Source organism: Streptomyces sp. CA-142005 (assembly GCF_050942335.1).
In the GTDB taxonomy this organism is placed as follows: Bacteria; Actinomycetota; Actinomycetes; order Streptomycetales; family Streptomycetaceae; genus Streptomyces.
The window spans coordinates 2,481,655-2,497,454 of sequence record NZ_CP192078.1; the positions used below are offsets into that span (position 1 = coordinate 2,481,655).

At 72.8% G+C, this 15,800-nt stretch carries 17 protein-coding genes and 1 pseudogene; 8 read left to right on the forward strand and 10 right to left on the reverse strand.

Features of this window, described 5'->3' with window-relative positions:
- The first annotated feature begins 18 nt into the window (after positions 1–18).
- Both ACQPXS_RS11870 and ACQPXS_RS11875 read left to right on the forward strand, forming a co-directional pair.
- Positions 19–444, forward strand: a complete 426-nt coding sequence (locus ACQPXS_RS11870; RefSeq protein ID WP_433449183.1) for a MerR family transcriptional regulator — start codon at positions 19–21, stop codon at positions 442–444.
- A complete protein-coding gene (locus ACQPXS_RS11875) occupies positions 441–878 on the forward strand; it encodes a carboxymuconolactone decarboxylase family protein (protein WP_228618752.1) in 438 nt (145 codons plus the stop codon). Before ACQPXS_RS11870 ends, ACQPXS_RS11875 begins: the two co-directional genes overlap by 4 nt.
- On the opposite strand, the pseudogene ACQPXS_RS11880 reads toward ACQPXS_RS11875, so the two are convergent.
- Positions 865–1,604, reverse strand: a pseudogene (locus tag ACQPXS_RS11880) (alpha-L-arabinofuranosidase C-terminal domain-containing protein); the annotation flags it as partial. The gene ACQPXS_RS11875 and the pseudogene ACQPXS_RS11880 sit on opposite strands and share 14 nt — an antisense overlap.
- A gap of 140 nt (positions 1,605–1,744) precedes the next feature.
- On the opposite strand from ACQPXS_RS11880, the gene ACQPXS_RS11885 reads away from it, so the two are divergent.
- The gene (locus ACQPXS_RS11885; RefSeq protein WP_433449184.1) at positions 1,745–2,197 is read left to right on the forward strand and encodes a DUF6314 family protein; all 453 of its coding nucleotides are present in this window, start codon (positions 1,745–1,747) and stop codon (positions 2,195–2,197) included.
- A 166-nt stretch (positions 2,198–2,363) separates the two neighbouring features.
- Here the strand turns inward: ACQPXS_RS11885 and ACQPXS_RS11890 are convergent, their stop codons facing one another.
- The 3 genes from ACQPXS_RS11890 to ACQPXS_RS11900 form a co-directional block, all read right to left on the reverse strand.
- Complete coding sequence (locus tag ACQPXS_RS11890; RefSeq protein WP_351804324.1) at positions 2,364–2,957, reverse strand: histidine phosphatase family protein; 594 nt, start codon at positions 2,955–2,957, stop codon at positions 2,364–2,366.
- Between the two features lie 73 nt (positions 2,958–3,030).
- Positions 3,031–3,474 (reverse strand): GNAT family N-acetyltransferase, encoded by a 444-nt coding sequence (locus tag ACQPXS_RS11895; protein ID WP_433449185.1) that lies wholly within the window; start codon positions 3,472–3,474, stop codon positions 3,031–3,033.
- Positions 3,475–3,534: 60 nt separating this feature from the next.
- A complete protein-coding gene (locus tag ACQPXS_RS11900) occupies positions 3,535–4,968 on the reverse strand; it encodes a PLP-dependent aminotransferase family protein (RefSeq protein WP_433449186.1) in 1,434 nt (477 codons plus the stop codon).
- On the opposite strand from ACQPXS_RS11900, the gene ACQPXS_RS11905 reads away from it, so the two are divergent.
- Together ACQPXS_RS11905 and ACQPXS_RS11910 are read left to right on the forward strand one after the other, a co-directional pair.
- Positions 4,967–5,878, forward strand: coding sequence for a DMT family transporter (locus tag ACQPXS_RS11905; RefSeq protein WP_433449187.1), 912 nt, complete (start codon positions 4,967–4,969; stop codon positions 5,876–5,878). The two genes, ACQPXS_RS11900 and ACQPXS_RS11905, sit on opposite strands and share 2 nt — an antisense overlap.
- Positions 5,879–5,898: 20 nt before the next feature.
- Positions 5,899–6,096 carry a DUF1918 domain-containing protein gene (locus ACQPXS_RS11910; protein ID WP_351804316.1) on the forward strand — a complete coding sequence of 66 codons (198 nt, stop codon included), beginning with the start codon at positions 5,899–5,901 and terminating at the stop codon, positions 6,094–6,096.
- A 1-nt stretch (position 6,097) separates the two neighbouring features.
- On the opposite strand, the gene ACQPXS_RS11915 is transcribed toward ACQPXS_RS11910, so the two are convergent.
- Entirely contained in the window at positions 6,098–7,324 is a 1,227-nt protein-coding gene (locus ACQPXS_RS11915) for a glycoside hydrolase family 10 protein (protein ID WP_433449188.1), read from the reverse strand.
- Between the two features lie 169 nt (positions 7,325–7,493).
- Between ACQPXS_RS11915 and ACQPXS_RS11920 the strand changes: the two genes are divergently transcribed.
- Both ACQPXS_RS11920 and ACQPXS_RS11925 read left to right on the forward strand, forming a co-directional pair.
- On the forward strand, positions 7,494–8,354 hold the full coding sequence (locus tag ACQPXS_RS11920; protein WP_433449189.1) for a 3-hydroxybutyryl-CoA dehydrogenase: 861 nt from the start codon (positions 7,494–7,496) through the stop codon (positions 8,352–8,354).
- A gap of 193 nt (positions 8,355–8,547) precedes the next feature.
- The gene (locus ACQPXS_RS11925) at positions 8,548–8,805 is read left to right on the forward strand and encodes a hypothetical protein (protein ID WP_351804310.1); all 258 of its coding nucleotides are present in this window, start codon (positions 8,548–8,550) and stop codon (positions 8,803–8,805) included.
- Positions 8,806–8,826: 21 nt separating this feature from the next.
- On the opposite strand, the gene ACQPXS_RS11930 is transcribed toward ACQPXS_RS11925, so the two are convergent.
- The 5 genes from ACQPXS_RS11930 to ACQPXS_RS11950 all read right to left on the reverse strand — a co-directional run bounded on the left by ACQPXS_RS11930 (position 8,827) and on the right by ACQPXS_RS11950 (position 13,194).
- The gene (locus tag ACQPXS_RS11930) at positions 8,827–9,363 is read right to left on the reverse strand and encodes an NUDIX hydrolase (RefSeq protein ID WP_351804308.1); all 537 of its coding nucleotides are present in this window, start codon (positions 9,361–9,363) and stop codon (positions 8,827–8,829) included.
- Between the two features lie 65 nt (positions 9,364–9,428).
- Entirely contained in the window at positions 9,429–10,769 is a 1,341-nt protein-coding gene (locus ACQPXS_RS11935) for a transcriptional regulator (RefSeq protein ID WP_351804306.1), read from the reverse strand.
- A 182-nt stretch (positions 10,770–10,951) separates the two neighbouring features.
- Positions 10,952–12,034, reverse strand: a complete 1,083-nt coding sequence (locus tag ACQPXS_RS11940) for a PP2C family protein-serine/threonine phosphatase (protein ID WP_433449190.1) — start codon at positions 12,032–12,034, stop codon at positions 10,952–10,954.
- A gap of 186 nt (positions 12,035–12,220) precedes the next feature.
- The gene (locus ACQPXS_RS11945) at positions 12,221–12,691 is read right to left on the reverse strand and encodes an iron chaperone (protein ID WP_433449191.1); all 471 of its coding nucleotides are present in this window, start codon (positions 12,689–12,691) and stop codon (positions 12,221–12,223) included.
- A gap of 47 nt (positions 12,692–12,738) precedes the next feature.
- Positions 12,739–13,194 (reverse strand): carboxymuconolactone decarboxylase family protein, encoded by a 456-nt coding sequence (locus tag ACQPXS_RS11950; RefSeq protein WP_351804302.1) that lies wholly within the window; start codon positions 13,192–13,194, stop codon positions 12,739–12,741.
- A gap of 188 nt (positions 13,195–13,382) precedes the next feature.
- Between ACQPXS_RS11950 and ACQPXS_RS11955 the strand changes: the two genes are divergently transcribed.
- On the forward strand, positions 13,383–15,779 hold the full coding sequence (locus ACQPXS_RS11955) for an ATP-binding protein (protein ID WP_433449192.1): 2,397 nt from the start codon (positions 13,383–13,385) through the stop codon (positions 15,777–15,779).
- Positions 15,780–15,800: the final 21 nt, after the last annotated feature.

Below are 15,800 nucleotides of genomic sequence, written 5' to 3' on the forward strand. Positions count from 1 at the left end.
GGTTCTACCGTTCTTGTCATGACCAGCGGACAGCCCCTCCCCGACGATCGGGAACCGTCGCTGACCATCGCCCAGGTCGCCGAGCGCACGGGTCTTACGCAGGACACCCTGCGGTACTACGAGAAGGCCGGCCTGATCGAACGGGTCGGCCGGACCACCGGCAACCAGCGCCGCTACCGGACGGCGGACCTGGCCTGGCTGGAGTTCCTGCTGCGGCTGCGCGAGACCGGCATGTCGATCAGCGACATGCAGCGCTACGCGCGGCTGCGGGCGGAGGGGGACGGCACGCTCGCCGAGCGGCTGGCGATGCTGCGCGAGCACCGCGCCGCCCTGGCCGACCGGATGCGGGCGCTGCGGCGCAACGCGTCCGCCCTGGACGACAAGATCTCGCACTACGAAGGGATGCTCCACGACGGGCGGCCGGGAACGGACGAACGGACATGAGCCAGAGCACCACCCGTGACGAACGCTTCGCCCATGGCCTGGAGGTCCTGCGGTCCGTCGACGGTGAGGCGGGGCAGCGGGTCATCGACTCGCTCGCCGACGTCAGCCCCGAGCTGGGGCACCAGATCGTCGCCTGGGGCTTCGGCGAGATCTACGACCGGCCCGGACTCCCGCCCCGCGACCGCCAGTTGGTCACCCTGGGGATGCTGACCGCGCTCGGCGGCTGCGAGCCCCAGCTGGAGGTGCACGTCAACGCGGCGCTGAACGTGGGGCTCACGCCCGAGGAGATCGTCGAGGCGCTGCTGCACTCGGCCGGGTACTGCGGTTTCCCGAAGGCGCTGAACGCGACCTTCGTGGCGAAGAAGGTCTTCGCCGAGCGCGGGCTGCTGCCGCTCGGACAGCGGCCCGCGCCGGACGGCACTACTTCTGCTTGATCCTGAGGAACGTGATCGAGTTCGCCGGGAAGGTGTAGGTGAACTTGTCCGCGACTCCGGTGAAGGTGAACGTCCGCGGCGCGACCGCCGTGGACGTCTCGCTGTTCACCGCGTCCGGTGCGGCGGCGAGCGTGGTCACCTTCGCCTCGGGGGCGGTCTTCGCACCGCCCAGGTCGATGGCCGTACGCGCCGCCGAGGACTGGTCGTTGACGACCTTGACGATCAGCTCACCGGTCTTCGCGTCCCGCGTGACGACCTGGCGGAACGGCTCGGCCGGCTTGTCGTCGGTGAAGCTGCCCCACTGCTGCCCGTCGAGGCACAGGGTGACCTGGCGGCCGCGCACCTTGATGTCGATGTCGTAGGCGCGTCCGGTGTCGACCGAGCCCGGCTTGGCGATCAGGGTGGACTTGCCGCCGTCCACAGCCTGCTCGACCGCGGTCTGGGTGTTGTTCCAGCCGTCGATGTTCCACCAGTAGCAGGTGCCGGTGTCCTTGACGCCGAAGGCGACGAGGAAGCCCTCCTGACCCGCCCTCTTGGTGGCCTTCGCATGCAGGTCGTAGTCGTGCCAAGCGGGGTCGCCGGCGGAGACCATGGTGTTCTGGGCGGTGGTGTCGGTCTGGACGTACTGGCCGTCCTGGACGCTCCAGCTGCCGGTGCCCGTGTGGGTCCACTGCGAGGCGCCACCGAGAAGGCGTCGCCGAGCAGGGTCGATCCGTGGGCCGGCGTTGGAGAGGACCTGCATGTAGGGGTACTTGGCCTGGATGGCCGCGCGGAACTGTGTGAACCGGGCGAAGATTCGAACGCACGGTAAGAGCAGGGGTGTGAACACGTCAATGGGCGAACGCGGTCGGCCGTAAGCTCGCCTCATGGATCTGCAGCCCCCGTACTGGCCGGTCACCGATGTGCCGGCCTATCTGGCCGGCCGCTGGCGAGTGGAGCGCAGCGTGCGAGACCTGGCGAGCGGAGCGGAAGGGCACTTCTCAGGGGAGACCGTCTTCACCGCGCTGGAGGCCGGCGGCCTGCTGCACGAGGAGTCCGGCACCTTCACCTGGCAGGGCGTGGCGCGCCCCGCCACCCGCACGCTGCGGTTTCTGCCAGGGCCCGGGCCGGGCACGGCGGACGTGCGGTTCGCGGACGGGCGGCCCTTCCACGCGCTGGACCTGACCTCGGGACACTACGTCGCCGAGCACCCCTGCGCGGCCGACCTCTACCGAGGCGAGTTCACCGTCCGGGACGCCGACCGCTGGCGCTCGGTGTGGCGGGTCGGCGGCCCGGCGAAGGACCTGGTGCTGACCACGGACTACGTGCGCGAGAGCTGAGCCGAGCCGGCCTCGAGACGGAGATTCCTGCGGCCCTTCCACGCGCTGGACCTGCTCGGGACGCCACGTCGCCAAGCACCCCTGCGCGGCCGACCTCTACCGGGGCGAGTTCACCGTCCAGTGGCGGGTGCGCGGCCCGGGCGAAGGACCTGGTGCTGACCACGGACTATGTCCGCGACGGCTGAGCCGAACCGGCCTCGAGACGGAGGTTCCAGCGGCCCGCGCGGCCGGTGACGGTGGACGTGGACAGCGGGCGCACGTCGATGTTCCAGTAGGTCGAGGGTGGCGCCTTCAGGGCGTAGACCAGGGCGGCGCGGATCACGGCAGGCTCGGCGACGGCGACGATCCGGCCGCCGTCCTCCGCCGGCCGGGTGTCCAGCCAGCCGCCGACCCGGGAGATGAAGGCCAGCAGGGACTCCCCGCCGTGCGGGGTGGCGCGCGGGTCGGCGAGCCAGGCGTCCACCGCGTCCGGCTCGCGGGCCATCGCCTCGCCCAGGGTCAGCCCACGCCAGCGGCCCATGTCGCAGTCCCGCAGCGCCAGCTGGGCCAGCGGGGCGTAGCCCAGCGCGTCGCCGGTGGCCCGGCTGCGCGGGGTCGGCGAGCAGTACCGCAGGTCCGCGGCCGCCAGCGGCAGCAGATCCCCGGCGGCGCGTTGCACCTCGTCCCAGCCGGCCTGGTCCAGCGGCCGGTCGTCGTCGAAGCGCTCCGCGAGCAGCGGGGTGCTGCGCGCGGCGGCGACGAACGTCACCCTCAGTGGCATGCGGTGATGGTGAGCCGCAGGTGAGTGCAGGGTCAAGGGGTACCACTGTCCGTTACGGCGGGTGTGCGGCCGCTCACTCGGACTGGAAGTGGTGGACCATCCACTGGTCGGGGCGGTCCAGCGCGCTGAAGCCCAGCTTCTCGTACACCCGGTGCGCGTCCTCCGTGGCGAGCAGGATGCGGCGCAGTCCGTACGGCTTCAGGTGGTCGCGGATGCGGCCGACGAAGGCCGTGCCGACGCCCTTGCCGCGCACCGAGGGGTCCACGTACACATCGGCGAGCCAGGCGAACAGCGCCTGGTCGGTGACCACGCGCGCGTACGCCACCTGATCCCCCGAGGCCCGCTCGTACACCCCGAAGTTCAGTGACCCCGCCATCGCCCGCTCGTGCTTGTCGCGGGGCCGGCCGATCGCCCAGTAGGCGTCGGTCGACAGCCAGCCGTGGACCCGGTCGACGTCGACGCGGGCGGGGTCGGCGGAGAACTCGTAGCCGTCGGGGAGTCGCGGTGTGCTGTCCATGGTGTGATCCTCGCAGGTCAACGCGGCGCCGGTCCAAGGGCTTTCGGCGCGGCGCAGGCGCTAGAACAGCTCGTCGCAGGCCGCCCGCAGCCGCCGTACGCCCTCCGTGATCTCCCCGGTGCCGGCGACCGCCGCGAAGCTCAGACGGAGGTGGGCGGCGGGGGGTTCGGCGCTGAAGTAGGGACGGCCGGGGGTGAGGGCGACACCCGCGCGCAGGCCCGCCGCGGTGAGGGCGGACTCCTCTGTGCCGTCGGGCAGGCGCAGCCAGAGGTGGTAGCCGCCGGACGGGACGTGCGGCAGGGCCAGTTCGGGCAGGTGCCGGGCGAGCGCGGCCGTCATGGCGTCGCGGCGGGCCTTCAGCTCGGCCGACAGCGCCCGCAGATGGCGGGGCCAGGCCGGGGAGCCGACCAGTTCGAGGGCGGCCTCCTGCAGCGGCCGGGGGACGAAGAAGCTGTCCACGACCTGGATGGCGCGCAGGCGCTCCAGCACCGGGCCCCGCGCGGCCAGGGCGCACACCCGGAAGCTGGGCGAGGTCGCCTTGGTCAGCGAGCCGACGTGCACGACCACGCCGTCCGGGTCGTCGGCGGCCAGTGGGCGGGGCAGCGGGGCCGCGTCGGCGTGCACCAGGCGCCGTACGAAGTCGTCCTCGACGACGAAGGCGCCGGCCTCGCGGGCGATGCGCAGCACCTCGGCGCGCCGGCCGGGGGCCAGCACGGCGCCGGTGGGGTTCTGGAACAGGGGCTGGCAGACGAACACCCGGGCGCCGCTGGCCCGGAATGCGTCGGCGAGCAGGTCGGGGCGCACTCCGTCGGGGTCGACGGGCACCGGGACCGGGCGCAGTCCGGCGGCGCGGGCGCAGGCCAGCATGCCGGGGTAGGTGGGCGACTCGACCAGGACGGGGGCGCCGGGCGGGGCGAGGGCGCGCAGGGCGGTGGCCAGGGCGGGCTGGCCGCCGGCCGCGATGAGCACCTCGGCCGCGGTGACGGCCCCGCCGATCTCGCGCGCGAACCACTCCCGCAGCTCCGGCAGGCCCTCCAGCGGCGGCCTCCCCCAGGCGCCCGGCCGCCGCCCGGCCCGGGCCAGGGCCGCGGCCATGGCCCGCTCGGGCTGCAGAGAGGGGTGCAGATAGCCGCCGTTGAACTCCAGCACGCCGGGCGGCGGCGCGGCCAGCGAGACCGTGACCCCGGAGGCGTCCACCGTGCGCGGTACGAGTTCGGCGGCGCCGTCGGCGCTCAGCGCGACCTCCTGCCAGGAGGTGTCCCCGGCGGGGGTCTCCGTCGTGCGCGGCCTGGCCCGGAAGGCGCCGGCCCCGGGCCGGGTGACCACCAGTCCCTCGGCGGCCAGCTGGGCGAGGGCGCGCGAGACGGTCACCGGGCTCACGTGGAACCGCTCGACCAGCGCCCGGCTCGACGGGAGCTTTCCACCGGGAGAGTAGCGGTCGAGGTCCCGGCGAAGCTGTTCTGCCAGTTCACTGACGCTGCTACGCTCGTGCATGAGAACACAGAGTAGCGCTACTGCTCCGAACCCGATAGCGGTCACCGCTCCCCGCGAGCGTCGCGGCCTCGGCACGGGTCTCGCCGCCCTCGGCGTCGCCGCCTTCTCCCTGACCTTCCCGGCCACCGCCTGGGGACTGGAGGGCTTCGGCCCCTGGTCGCTGGTGGCCGTGCGCAGCGTCCTCGCCGCGCTCGTCGCGGGCGGCTGCCTCCTGGTTCTGCGAGTTCGGCTGCCCGAGCGCCGGCATCTGCCGGGTCTCGCGGTCGTCGCCGCCGGTGTCGTGCTCGGCTTCCCGATGCTGACCACGCTCGCTCTGCAGACCTCCACCACCGCGCACGCCGCCGTCGTGGTGGGACTGCTGCCGCTGACCACCGCCGTGTTCTCGGCGCTGCGCACCGGCAGCCGCCCCTCGCGCCGGTTCTGGCTGGCCGCGCTGGCGGGGGCCGCGGCCGTGGCCGCCTTCACCGCCGGGCAGAGCGGCGGCGCGCTGACAGCCGCCGACGGGTATCTGTTCGCGGCCCTGCTGGTGTGCGCGGCCGGCTACACCGAGGGCGGCCGGCTGGCCCGGATCATGCCGGGCTGGCAGGTGATCGGCTGGGCGCTGGTGCTGTGTCTGCCGCTGACCGTGCCGGCCGCCGCGGTGGCACTGACGTACGAGCCCGTCCAGCTCACCGGGCACGGCATCGCCGGTCTGCTGTGGGTGGCGCTGGGCTCGCAGTTCCTCGGCCTGGTCGTCTGGTACCGGGGCATGGCGGTCATCGGCATCCCCCGGGCCAGCCAGTTGCAGTTGGCTCAGCCGCTGCTCACACTGGTGTGGTCGGCGCTGCTGCTGGGCGAGCACTTCACGGCAGCCGCTCCGGTGACCGCCGTCGCCGTGCTCGTGTGCATCGCCGTCACACAGCGGTCGTGACCATGAGGAGGACCTGCGAGATGCGTGCAGCCAAGGGTGACCACCTCGTCCAGCATGGCAGGGTGGTCGGCCAACACGACCAGGAAGCGGAAGTCCTCGAAGTCCTCGGCCAAGAGGGCAATCCGCCCTACCGCGTCCAGTTCCAGGACGGACACCAGGCGATCCTGTCGCCCGGACCCGACTGCCAGGTCAAGCACAAGGAAGAGCGACAGCGGTAGGTCACCGCGGCGGTTTCACCGCTCCTCCGTAGTGGTCGGTGATCACGCGTGACATCGCCCCGATCGGATCGGCCGCCACATCCGCGGCGGCGAAGAACACATGCCCGCGCACCTGCGGGTAGCCGGCGGCGAGGGTGAGGTGCCGGGACAGCTCGACCGGGTCCCGCCAGGCCGAGGGCTGCCCGGCGGCCCCCGCCCGGTACAGGCCCTCGCCGATGTAGAGGTGCGTCTTTGTGCCCTTCGCGACCGCCGCCCACCACTCGACCAGCTTCGCGTAGTCGGCGGCGGCGAAGCCGATGTGCCAGTACAGCTGCGGGACGACGTAGTCGATCCAGTGGCTGCGCACCCAGGTGCGGGTGTCCGCGTACAGGTCGTCGTACGTCTGCACGCCCGCCTGGGTGTCCGAACCGCGCGGGTCCGTCGAGGCGTTGCGCCACACACCGAAGGGGCTGATCCCGAACCGGGTGCCGGGCCGGACGCGGCTGATGCCGGCGGCCATCTCCTGCACCAGCCTGTCGATGTTGCCGCGCCGCCAGGCGGCCCGGCTGGAGAAGCCGCCGCCGTAGCGGTCGTAGGCGTCGTCGTCGTCGAAGGTCTGCCCCGGGACCGGGTACGGGTAGAAGTAGTCGTCGAAGTGGACGGCGTCGACCGGGTACCTGACGACCGCGTCGAGCATCGCCCGCTGGACGAAGGCGCGGACCTCGGGCAGGCCGGGGTTGTAGTAGAGCCTTCCGCCGTAGGGGACCGCCCAGTCGGGGTGCCTGCGGGCCGGGTGCGAGGCGGCCAGCCGGCTGCGGTCGGTGTGGTTCGCGATCCGGTACGGATTGAACCAGGCGTGCAGTTCCAGGCCCCGGGCGTGGGCCTCCTGCACCGCGGTGCCCAGCGGGTCCCAGCCGGGACTGCGGCCCTGGGTGCCGGTGAGGTACTCGGACCAGGGCTCGTACGGGGACGGCCACAGGGCGTCGGCGGTGGGCCGTACCTGGAAGATCACCGTGTTGAGCCGGTCACGGGCCGCCCGGTCGAGGTGGGCGATCAGCTCCCGCCGTTGCGCGGCGGCCGTGAGCCCGGGCCGGGACGGCCAGTCCCGGTTGGACACGGTCGCGAGCCACACGCCCCGCATCTCGGCGGCCGCACGGGGCCGGTGCCCCGCGGCCGCAGCCGCACCCGGCGCCGTCACGAGCGCCGACAGTGCCGCCAGGGCGAAGGTCCGCCGTGCCAGATGCCCCATCCGCACATCCCATACGCTCCGGATCCGCACCGTCACGGATCGTTCCGCGCCCCAGGATGCCCCCACCCCGCCGATCGATCATCGATACTTGACGGTAACGTGCTCGATCGGAGCAGGCGCCGAACCCGGAGGTCCTGCCAGCGAGCCGGAGAACAGCGAAGGGGACGATGTGACCGACATCGAGCGCGTCGGAGTCGTGGGCTGCGGCCAGATGGGCGCGGGCATCGCCGAGGTGTGCGCCCGCGCGGGACTGGACGTGAAGGTCGCCGAGACCACCGGCGAGGCCCTGGAGATAGGCCGTACCCGGCTGTTCAACTCCCTGGCCAAGGCAGCCGAGCGCGGCAAGATCACCGAGGAGGAGCGGGACGCCACGCAGGAGCGGCTCACCTTCACCACGGACCTCGGCGAGTTCGCGGACCGCGACCTCGTGATCGAGGCGGTCGTGGAGAGCGAGCCGGTGAAGACGGAGATCTTCCAGGTCCTCGACCAGGTGGTGACCCGCCCGGACGCCATCCTCGCCTCCAACACCTCCTCGATCCCGCTGGTGAAGCTGGCGGTCGCCACCTCCCGCCCGGACCACGTGGTCGGCATCCACTTCTTCAACCCGGCCCCGGTGCAGAAGCTGGTCGAGCTGATCCCGGCGCTCACCACCTCCGAGGGCACCCTCAGCCGCGCCCAGGTCTTCGCCGAGAAGGTGCTCGGCAAGCACGCCATCCGCGCCCAGGACCGCTCCGGCTTCGTGGTCAACGCGCTGCTCGTGCCCTACCTGCTGTCGGCCATCCGGATGTTCGAGTCGGGCATCGCGAGCCGCGAGGACATCGACAACGGCATGGAGATGGGCTGCGCCCACCCGATGGGCCCGCTGAAGCTCTCCGACCTGATCGGCCTGGACACCATCGTCTCCATCGCCAACTCGATGTACGCCGAGTACAAGGAGCCGCTGTACGCCGCTCCCCCGCTGCTGCAGCGCATGGTCGAGGCGGGCCGGCTGGGCCGCAAGACCGGCTCGGGCTTCTATACCTACGGCTGATCACACAGAGCTACGCCTCCGGGCCCGGCACCGCACTCGGTGCCGGGCCCGTGTCGTTTCACACACCGTGTGCGCGCCGGGCACGCATATGCCGCGCGCACACGCTCCCCGCGCGCCCACCAGCAGAGTTCACTCTTCATGCCCATGCAACGGATGTGGCGGACCACATTCGGCTACAGAGAGGAATGAAACCGTGACCACCGATTCCGATCATTCCGTGGTCCAGGAGGAACTCGCAGAGTTACGTCGCCGCCTCGACGTCGCGTACGCACGCGTCGAGGGAGGGCTGGCGCTGCTCGATCACCGCGCCGAGGAGACCGCCAAGGAAGTGGACGAGCTGAACTCCCGGATGGTCTCCCTGGAGCACGCGCGCTGGCCCCTGCCGTCGGTCGCCGCGCTCACGACGCTGGGAGCGCTCGTCGTGACGGTCTGGCAGGCACTGGCCCGCTAGGCACCGGAACCGCTCGGGCCGCTAGCCCTCGGCGAGCCTGAGGTGGTGCAGCAGGAGTAACGCGGCCGCCATGTTGGCGGCCGGGACCTCCCCACGGGCGATGAGGTCGGGAACGAGTTTGAGGGGGACCCATTCCCGGCGGTCCGACTCGAAGTCGTCCACGGGGTGCCCGATGTACTCGCCCCGGTCGGACCAGTAGATGTGGTGCCGGGCGTCGGTGAGGCCGTTGGACGGCTCCACGCTCATGAGGTGGTGCAGGGGTCCCGGCCGCCAGCCGGTCTCCTCCTCCAGTTCCCTGGCGGCCGCGCTCGCGATGTCCTCGCCGTCCTCGACGACGCCCGCGGCCAGTTCCCAGCCCCAGCTGTCGGTGATGAAGCGGTGCCGCCACAGCAGCAGCACCTCGTTCACCTCGTTGACCACGGTGGCCACGGCCACCGGCCGCAGCCGTATCAGGAAGTGGTCCAGGTGCCGGCCGTCCGGCAGCTCGACATCTGCGAGATTGACGCTGAACCAGCGGTTTGCATACACAGTTTGTTCGTTCTGCTTCGTCCACTGCACGGTTCTGCCACCTTCCGCCGAGTAAGTGGCAATATCGCAGCAGGGACTGTGCACCTACAGGGGGCCTACAGCGGTACGCGCAGTGCCCCGTCGATGAGTTCGGCGGCTTCGGCGGTGCCGGCCGAGCCGCAGCGGGCCAGGTGTTCGCGTACCGCGCGGAGTCTGTCGCGCAGCCGCTGGGACTCCATCCCGCGTGCCTGCTCCGCCATCTGCACGGCGGTGACCACCGCCTTGTCGGCGTTGCCCTGGCGCAGCTCGATGGTGCTGAGCATGGCGAGCCGGTGCACCCGCCCCCGGTCGTGGGCCGGGTTGTCGACGGCCGCCGCCGCGTGCTCCCGGGCGGCGGCCAGCTCGCCGAGGCTCAGCAGCGCCTCGGCCACCTGCACATTGACCAGGCCCGGCTGGACATAGCCGGTCTCGTCGGGCTCGTATCCGCGCCGGATCCGCTCGGCCGCCGCCTCCGCGCGCCGGATGCAGGACAGGGCGCCCGCGGAGTCACCGAGGTGGGCGTAGGCCTTGGCCTGCATCGCGTACAGGTCGGAGGCGAGCGCCGGGGTGATGTGCTTGCCGGCCGCGCGCAGCGCGGCCTCGGCGAAGGCGACGGCCTGCCGGTACTCCCGCATGAACAGCGACTGGTTGACCAGCAGCGCTATGACGTACGCGCCAAGTCCGCGGTCGCCGCTGGCCTTTGCCAGCCGCAGCGCCTGGTGGAAGTACCGCTGGGCGAGACCGTGGGCGTCGGAGTCGTACGCGCAGATGCCGGCGATGGCCACCAACCCGCCGGTGGCCCGGTGCAGTTGGCGTCCGGTGGCGTCGGTGTAGCTCCCGCGCAGCAGCGGCGCAGCTTCGGCGTTCAGGAAGCCGACGATCCGGGTGCGGGTCGCGATGCCGCCGGCCTTGCGGTACATCTGCTCGTAGTGCGTCCGCGCGGCGCGCAGCATCTCGATGTCGGCCGGGGTGACCCGGTGCCGGCCGCCGCGCGAGACGTCGACGTCCTCGGGCGGGTTCTCCCACTCCCACACCGGCATGACGGCCGGCGTCCCGGTGACGGCGGGGGCGCCCAGCACATGCGGCCGCTGCTGTTCGTCGGAGCGCCACAGGGCGGTCGCCCGCTCCACGAAGCCGCTCAGCGAGCCGGCGTGCGGGGTGCCGGGCTCGCCGGGCACGCCCAGGCCGATGTCGTCGAGGGTGACGGGACGGCGGAGGCGGGCGGCGAGCACCTCGCAGATCAGGTCCGGGACCTGTCCGCGTGGTCGCTGGCCCTTCAACCAGCGTGCCACGGCGGTGTGTTCGTAGCGGAGCGCGAGGCCGCGCCTGCGTCCCGCCTGGTTGACGTGGGCGGCGAGACCGGCGTGCGAGATCCCCGCCTCGTCCAGGATCGCGTCGAGCAGAGTGTTGGGCTGCATGGGATGCCCCCCGAGTGGCCTGGTCCGATTCAGCGTAGTGTGCTGCGGTTCACACGGGGTGTGAACGGAACACGTGCATCCGGCCTGTACACGCGCTGTCGCTCAGCGTGCTGCCCCGGTTGACTTAGATGCCGGCCAAGCCGCCGGCTCCCCCTCGAAAAGCGGTGGCTTGGCCGGGCCGACTACTGGGGTGTCGCCAGCGGCGCATTGTCGGCCGCGGGTGGCCCGTGGCTGGTCGCGCACGTCCCCGCGCCCCTGACGTCCACACCTCTTTTTCGGTCGTTGCGCAGCACCAGGAGGGCTATGTCGTCCGTCGGGCGGCCGGACGTGTGGTGAAGGAGGGCGGTGAGGACGGCACGCAGGACCCTCTGGGGTGACACCGGGTGATCGCGTACGGCCGTGCGCAGCGCGTCCGGCAGCGAGAAGAAGCGGCCCCGGGTGTCCCGGGCGTCCTCCACGCCGTCGGTGAAGAGGACCAGGGAGTCGCCGGGAAGCAGCTGTCCGCAGGCGCGGGCTTCCAGGGCCGTCGGCAGCGGGAAGGGGCCCAGCGGCGGAAGCGGGTCGACGTGCGTCAGCGGCTCGACTCTGGTGCCGCAGAGCAGATAGGGCCACGGATGACCGCAGTTGAGGGCGCGCAGTCCGCCCTCGCCGTCGATCTCCAGGAGCAGGACGGTGACGAACTCCTCGGCGACCGGGTGGTCGGGCTCCTGGCCGCCGCTCGCGGGGTGTTCGGCGCGGGCGCGTTCGCGCAGGTGCCGGGCGAGGGCGCGGTCCAGCCGGCCCAGTACGCCGCCGAGCTCGGGCTCGTCGTGGGCGGCCTCACGGAAACTGCCGAGGACGGCGGCGACGGTGCCGAGCGCGGCCAGTCCGTGCCCGCGTACGTCGCCCATCACCACCCGCACCCCGTGCTCGGTGGCCACCGCCTCGTACAGGTCGCCGCCGACGCTCGCGCCCCGGTCCGCGGACAGCTGCGCCGCGGCGACGTTCAGCCCGTCCAGGCGCGGCGGCAGGGGCCGCAGTACGACGCTCTGCGCGGCCCGCGCCACCCGGCGGGCCTGTCGCAGCTCCCGCAGCAGCGCGCGGCGGACATGGGCTATCAGTCCGGTGCCGACGGCGAGGAAGACGGCGCTGGTGACGATGCGCGCGCCGAGCCCGGTCTGCTGGGCGAGCGGGCAGCCGAGCTTGTAGGCGACCGCCGTGGCTCCCCAGACCGTGGGCAGTACGGCTCCCCGCGCGGTGGGTGCCCGTGCCTTGATGCGGATCATGCCTCTGGTCCCCCATGTGGGCCCCGAAAGAGCGGACGGACCGACCCCGAAAGGCCGGTCCGATTCTGTCGAGGGCATGGCCCGGGAAGACCAGATCGCCGTCAGTTCCCACCCGAACGAGTGAGCCCGGGCCGGTCAACCCGCATTTATGCAGCTCGCCGCGGGGGTGACCGGCTTCCTGGGCCCTCAGCCGACGGCCTTCCTCACGAGCTCGCCGATCCTCGCCTCGTCGGCGGCGGTCAGCTCCTTCAGGGCGTAGGAGGCCGGCCACATGGTGCCCTCGTCGAGGTTCGCCCGGTCGCTGAAGCCGAAGGTCGCATAGCGCGTCCTGAACTTCTCCGCGCTCTGGAAGAAGCAGACGACCTTGCCGTCCAGGGCGTACGCGGGCATCCCGTACCAGAGCTTCGGGGCGAGCCCGGGCGCGGCGGCCGTGACCACAGCGTGGAGCCGTTCGGCCATGAGCCGGTCGGAGTCCCGCATCTCGGCGATCTTGGCGAGCACGGCGGCCTCGTCCTCCGCCGCCTTGGCGGCGCGCGATGCGCCGCGCGTGGCCGCCCTGACCTCCTTGGCCCGCTCCTTCATCGCCGCTCGCTCCTCGTCCGTGAATCCCCCGGACGCGGCGGCGGTCCTCCCGGTCGTCTTCTGCGTGGCCTTCACAGTGGGTCTCCTTCGGTTCTCGCGGGGGTGGGCGGGGACGGTGGGTGTCAGCCCCACGCGCCGGCGATCTGGCGGGTGGTGGCGTTGAGCCGGTTGAACAGGTTGGTGACGCCGATCATCAGGATGATCGCGGCCAGCTGCTTCTCGTCGTAGTAGGTGGCGGCCGTGTCCCAGACCTCGTCGCTCACCGCGTCGGGACGGTCGGCGAGCCGGGTCGCGGCCTCGGCGAGCGCGAGGGCCGCGCGCTCCTCGTCGGTGAAGTACGGGGCCTCCCGCCAGGCGGCGACCGTGGCCAGCCGCTCGTCGCTCACGCCGGCCTTCCGGGCCGTCTTGGCGCCGGCGTCGACGCAGGCGCTGCACCCGTTGATCTGGCTGACCCGCAGATGCACCAGCTCCAGGGTCTGCTCGTCCGCTCCGCCGGAGTGCACGGCCTTGAAGAGCTGCTGGATGGGCTGCATGGCGTCGGACAGGACGACGGCGGGGTTCTGCATACGGGACTGCATGTCGGTTCGCTCCTCCACTGCTTGGCTTGTGGTCGGTGCCCCTGTCGTGGGGGCGTGACTCCATGACAGCCGCAGCGGCCTGCCCGGGCCATGGCGATGGGACACCGTGGGACAGCCGAAAGGGCCTTGACCAGCGGCGAATTGGCTGGGAAGACTTCAGCCGGAACGGGACGGAGAGCGGGGGGACAGTGGAAGCGCACGCACGGACGACGACGACCGGCCCGCAGGAGGAGCTGGCGGCCCGGCTGCGGCTGCTGCAGGAGCTGTCCGGGCTGGGGGTACGGGCCCTCGCGCGGGACACCGGTCTCAGCTCCTCCTCCCTGTCGCGGTACCTGAACGGGCAGACCGCGCCGCCCTGGCCCGCCGTGGTGGCCCTCTGCCGGCTCGTCAAGCGCGACCCCCGCCCCTTGCGCCCGGTGTGGGAACGGGCCTCGAACCCGTTGCCCGCGCCCCCGAAGAGCACCCGCCAGGGCCGCCCGCCGGCCCGCAACGACCTGCCGCGCGACGTGCCCGACTTCACCGGGCGCGAGGAGCGGCTCGCCGCCGTGCTGGCCGCCGTCGCGAGTCATCGGGCGGTCTCCGTCGACGGCATGGCGGGCGTCGGCAAGACCTGTCTGGCGGTGCACGCCGCGCACCGGCTCGCCGCCGACTTCCCGGACGGGCAGCTCTATGTGGACCTGCACGGATTCACCGAGGGCCGGCCGCCGCTCGACCCCGACGCCGCGCTGCGCATGCTGCTCGGCGCGCTCGACGTGCCGTCCGAGAAGGTCCCGCAGGACGGGCTGGAGCAACTGGCCGCCTGCTGGCGGTCGGAGCTGGCCGGCCGGCGGGTCGTCGTGGTCCTCGACAACGCCGCCGACGCCGAGCAGGTGCGCCCGCTGCTGCCCGGTGCCGGTCCCTCCGTCGCCCTGATCACGAGCCGCAACCGGCTGCTCGGCCTGGACGAGGTGCCGCCGGTCTCGCTCGACGTGCTGAGCCCCGAGGACAGCGCCCGGCTGCTGGCCCGGGCCAGCAGCGACCCCGACGGGCCCGACGGCAGGCTGGCCCGCGATCCCGGCGCCGCCGCCGAGGTGCTGCGGCTGTGCGGCCATCTGCCGCTGGCCCTGCGCCTGGCCGGGGCGCGGCTGCGGCACCGGCCGGGCTGGACCGTGGGCGTCCTCGCCGAGCGGATGGCTCAGGGCGCGGGCGGGTTCGACGCCGCGTTCGGCGCGGCGCTGGCGATGTCCGTACGGCAGCTGAACCGCTCCCAGGCCCGGCTGTTCCGACTGCTGGGCCTGCTGCCCGGGGAGTCCTTCGACGAGTACGTCGTGGCGGCCCTGGCGGACGTGCCGCTGCACAGCGCCGGGGCGATGCTGGAGGACCTGCTCGACGCGCACCTCGTCCAGCAGCCGACGGTGGGCCGGTACCGGCTGCACGACCTGGTGCACCAGCACGCGCGGCGGGCCGCGGGGGAACAGGACGCGCCGGCCGACCGGGAGCGCGCCCTCGGCCGGGTGCTCGACTACTACGTGCACGCGGCGGCGGCCGCCGACGCCGCGATGCCGTTCCTGTCACCCGGCCGGGCGCCCTCCGCCGGACAGCGCCCGGCCGAGCTGCCCGAGTTCAGGGACAAGCACGCGGCCTTCACCTGGTTCGTCACCGAGTACGGCAATCTGATGGCGGCCTTCGAGACGGCGGCTGCCGTCGGGGCCGATGCGCACGTGTGCGAGCTGCCGCGCTTCCTGCGGGCCTACTTCGCGCGGCGCTGCGGCACCACGCATCTCAACGTCCTCTTCGAGCGGTCGCTGGCCGCCGCCGAGCGCCTGGCCGACCCGGTGCAACTGGCCGAGGCCCACAGCGATCTGGGCTACGCACGCTACAACGCGGGCCGGGCGGCCGAAGCGTACGCGGCGTACGAGGCGGCGGGACTGCGGCTGGCCCAGGCGGGCGACGCCCGGGCGGAGGCCGAACTGGCCGTCCGGCGCGGCTACTTGAGCTGGGACGCGGGACAGGCCGAGGAGCCGCTCGCACTCTTCCGGCTGGCGGGGAAGCTGTACGAGCAGGCCGGCTGCCCGACGGGAGCGGCCCACGCGGCGGCGTCGGAGGCCTGGACGATGCTCCAGCTGGGGCACCGTACGGAGGCGGCCCGGCGGGCCCGGGAGGTGCTGGATCTGCAGCCCACCGACCCCGGCTGGCCGCCCGGTCTCACGGCCCGGATCACACTCGGCCTGGCCGTCGCCCCGGAGGACCCCGAGGAGGCCGCGGACCAGCTGCGTCGGGCGCTGACGCTGGCCCGCGAGGACGGGCACCTCAACAACCAGGCGTGGTGCCTCAACTGCATGGGCGTGGCGCTGCGGCAGATGGGCCGGTACGAGGAGGCGCTGGCCAGCCACCGGGAGGCCTTCGCGCTCCTGGACGAGCTGTTCGAGGAACACTGGAAGATCCACTTCCTCAACGGCTACGCCGAGACCTGCCGCCTCGCGGGCCTTGCGGACGAGGCGCTACGGCTGCACCGCGAGGCCCTTGAGCTGGCCCGGAGACTCGGCAACCAGCACGCGGAGGCGCTGGCGCAGGAGGGCATCCAGCAGCTCGTCCCGGCCGGGTAGCGCCCCGAAGGGGCGCAGGCC

Coding starts and splice junctions, on each gene's coding strand:
- ACQPXS_RS11870 (WP_433449183.1), top strand. CDS start 19: ATGACCAGCGGACAGCCCCTCCCCGACGATCGGGAACCGTCGCTGACC.
- ACQPXS_RS11875 (WP_228618752.1), top strand. CDS start 441: ATGAGCCAGAGCACCACCCGTGACGAACGCTTCGCCCATGGCCTGGAG.
- ACQPXS_RS11885 (WP_433449184.1), top strand. CDS start 1,745: ATGGATCTGCAGCCCCCGTACTGGCCGGTCACCGATGTGCCGGCCTAT.
- ACQPXS_RS11890 (WP_351804324.1), bottom strand. CDS start 2,957: ATGCCACTGAGGGTGACGTTCGTCGCCGCCGCGCGCAGCACCCCGCTG.
- ACQPXS_RS11895 (WP_433449185.1), bottom strand. CDS start 3,474: ATGGACAGCACACCGCGACTCCCCGACGGCTACGAGTTCTCCGCCGAC.
- ACQPXS_RS11905 (WP_433449187.1), top strand. CDS start 4,967: ATGAGAACACAGAGTAGCGCTACTGCTCCGAACCCGATAGCGGTCACC.
- ACQPXS_RS11900 (WP_433449186.1), bottom strand. CDS start 4,968: ATGCACGAGCGTAGCAGCGTCAGTGAACTGGCAGAACAGCTTCGCCGG.
- ACQPXS_RS11910 (WP_351804316.1), top strand. CDS start 5,899: ATGCGTGCAGCCAAGGGTGACCACCTCGTCCAGCATGGCAGGGTGGTC.
- ACQPXS_RS11915 (WP_433449188.1), bottom strand. CDS start 7,324: ATGGGGCATCTGGCACGGCGGACCTTCGCCCTGGCGGCACTGTCGGCG.
- ACQPXS_RS11935 (WP_351804306.1), bottom strand. CDS start 10,769: ATGCAGCCCAACACTCTGCTCGACGCGATCCTGGACGAGGCGGGGATC.
- ACQPXS_RS11940 (WP_433449190.1), bottom strand. CDS start 12,034: ATGATCCGCATCAAGGCACGGGCACCCACCGCGCGGGGAGCCGTACTG.
- ACQPXS_RS11950 (WP_351804302.1), bottom strand. CDS start 13,194: ATGCAGTCCCGTATGCAGAACCCCGCCGTCGTCCTGTCCGACGCCATG.